The organism is Gilliamella sp. Choc5-1 (assembly GCF_001690595.1).
Classification (GTDB): Bacteria; Pseudomonadota; Gammaproteobacteria; order Enterobacterales; family Orbaceae; genus Gilliamella; species Gilliamella apicola_M.
In genome coordinates, this window is sequence record NZ_LZHH01000067.1 from 1 (window position 1) to 1,939 (window position 1,939).

General features: G+C 36.1%; 3 protein-coding genes. 1 reads left to right on the forward strand and 2 read right to left on the reverse strand.

What is annotated here, in order from left to right; translation table 11 throughout:
- A partial coding sequence (locus tag A9G35_RS06225) for an integrase core domain-containing protein (protein WP_141673801.1) occupies positions 1–673 on the forward strand: 673 nt, incomplete at its 5' end.
- A 29-nt stretch (positions 674–702) separates the two neighbouring features.
- On the opposite strand, the gene A9G35_RS06230 is transcribed toward A9G35_RS06225, so the two are convergent.
- Both A9G35_RS06230 and A9G35_RS06235 read right to left on the reverse strand, forming a co-directional pair.
- Positions 703–1,092 (reverse strand): DUF6896 domain-containing protein, encoded by a 390-nt coding sequence (locus A9G35_RS06230; RefSeq protein ID WP_065636125.1) that lies wholly within the window; start codon positions 1,090–1,092, stop codon positions 703–705.
- Between the two features lies 1 nt (position 1,093).
- On the reverse strand, positions 1,094–1,459 hold the full coding sequence (locus A9G35_RS06235) for a ParB/RepB/Spo0J family partition protein (RefSeq protein ID WP_065636126.1): 366 nt from the start codon (positions 1,457–1,459) through the stop codon (positions 1,094–1,096).
- Positions 1,460–1,939 lie beyond the last annotated feature (480 nt).

The window sequence follows — 1,939 nt, forward strand, 5'->3', positions numbered from 1 at the left end:
TGAAAATCAATTACAAGCCCTTGAAAAAGCCAAAGCATCAAAAGAAGCGCATGGTGAAATTGAGACACATCATCCGGGATATTTATGTGCACAAGATACCTATTATGTAGGGCATATTAAAGGCATTGGGAAAATATACCAACAAACATTTATTGATACCTATTCCAGACTCGCTTTTGCTAAAGTCTATACCGAGAAAAACAGTCTGATTGCTGCCGATATGCTCAATGATAAAGTGCTTCCTTTCTTTGACAGCGAACAAGTGCCGCTGTTACGCATTCTTACAGACCGAGGTACGGAATATAATGGCCATAAGGAGAGCCATGCTTATGAGCTTTATCTTAATCTAGAAGATATTGAACACACCAAGACCAAAGGCTACAGCCCACAAACAAACGGTATTTGTGAGCGATTCCATAAGACGATGAAAACAGAATGTTATGATATTTTATTTCGGCGTAAGATTTACACGCAATTGAGTGAAATACAAAACGATATTGAGCAATGGCTTGAATTTTACAATCGAGAAAGAGCACACTCTGGAAAATATTGTTATGGGAAGACACAATGGCAAACATGGAATGATGCAAAAGGGTTGGTTAAGGAAAAGCAATTGGAGAATTTATTTTGCTCATCGGACACGCATTTTGTTAAAATGAAAGCCGATGAGTAATACGTGTCTGTCAGATTAAGTTTGAGCTACTACACTTCATTTAATTTATATTGTTGTTCGGATATTCTTTTTAAAAAATGAGTTAATGTTAATTCATGTAAACAATTTTTGATATCACTTGTAGAATAAGTTAGATTCAATGAATCAATATATTGCTCTAATCTCCATTCATCTAGCACATTTGGCTCTGAAAAATAGTTATGCATATCAATAATAATCTCAGGCAGAGGATCCTTCCTAATAAATTTCAGTCCTTTACCATGCTTTACAAATAGCCATTGTTGTCCATTAATATCCAATTTTCCTTTTTTAGGGCAATCTAGTAATAAATTATAATCCTTAACTTCTGGATAAACCTTTTTAAAAACAGTTATTATGGTATTTTGTAATTGTAGCATTTCTTTGATGTATTTTTTCATATCAGTATCTCAATCGAGCCTCCGCAACTTCTAATAATAGCTGATTACCTTGAGCTTGAGTTATTCTGTTAATTCTAATTGGTATATCTTTTAATCCTGCTTTGACTGCTGCTGCAGCTCTATGATGACCGTCAATAATAATCATTTTTCCATTGACGATAGCCACATCTATAGGTTGGGTTGCATCAAACCCATTAGTCTTCATATCCTTTATAAGCCTTTTAATATGTGAACCTGACATTTCATTCGGATTTTGTCGACCAATTAATTTTTTAGGATCTATATGGGAAATCACTTGTTGCGCATTCGTTTCAATTGTAGCACCTTTTCCATCCTTCGTCCCCGGACACTCATCCGACAACCCCAACGGGTCAATCCAAGCCAGTGGGTTAGGAACGTAGCTATAAGCGTTTTCGCCGCCGGCAAGTCCTATTGGGTCTTGGCTGATGTAGCGGGCGGTGTACGGGTCGTAATAGCGGTAGCGATTATAGTGTAGTCCTGATTATTCGTATCATCCTGATACTCACCCTTTCAGGGCCAATGCTAAAGCATTGTTCAAATTTGTTCCAGACAAATTTGTCCTCGTCAAAATACTGCCCTTGAAAGCGTAGGTTTTGCGGGACGGTGCGGTATTCTATCGCAAGGTCACCATAGGATTTAAAATTTCTGTCAAAAACTTTCAGGTAACTATGCGTTTTAGTATAAAATTGTTTTTTAGTTTGACTGAGTTTTCGTTTTTTTAATGCGGAATAAGTAGCAAAAACAGCCTTTGGGTATGCTAAAAGGTATTGTGTTTTTTATAACAATTATTCAAAAAATATTGATTTTATTTGTTTTTTAAAGAGCG

Bases quoted from the DNA above. Each gene is read 5' to 3' on its own strand.
- A9G35_RS06230 (WP_065636125.1), bottom strand. From the start codon at position 1,092: ATGAAAAAATACATCAAAGAAATGCTACAATTACAAAATACCATAATA.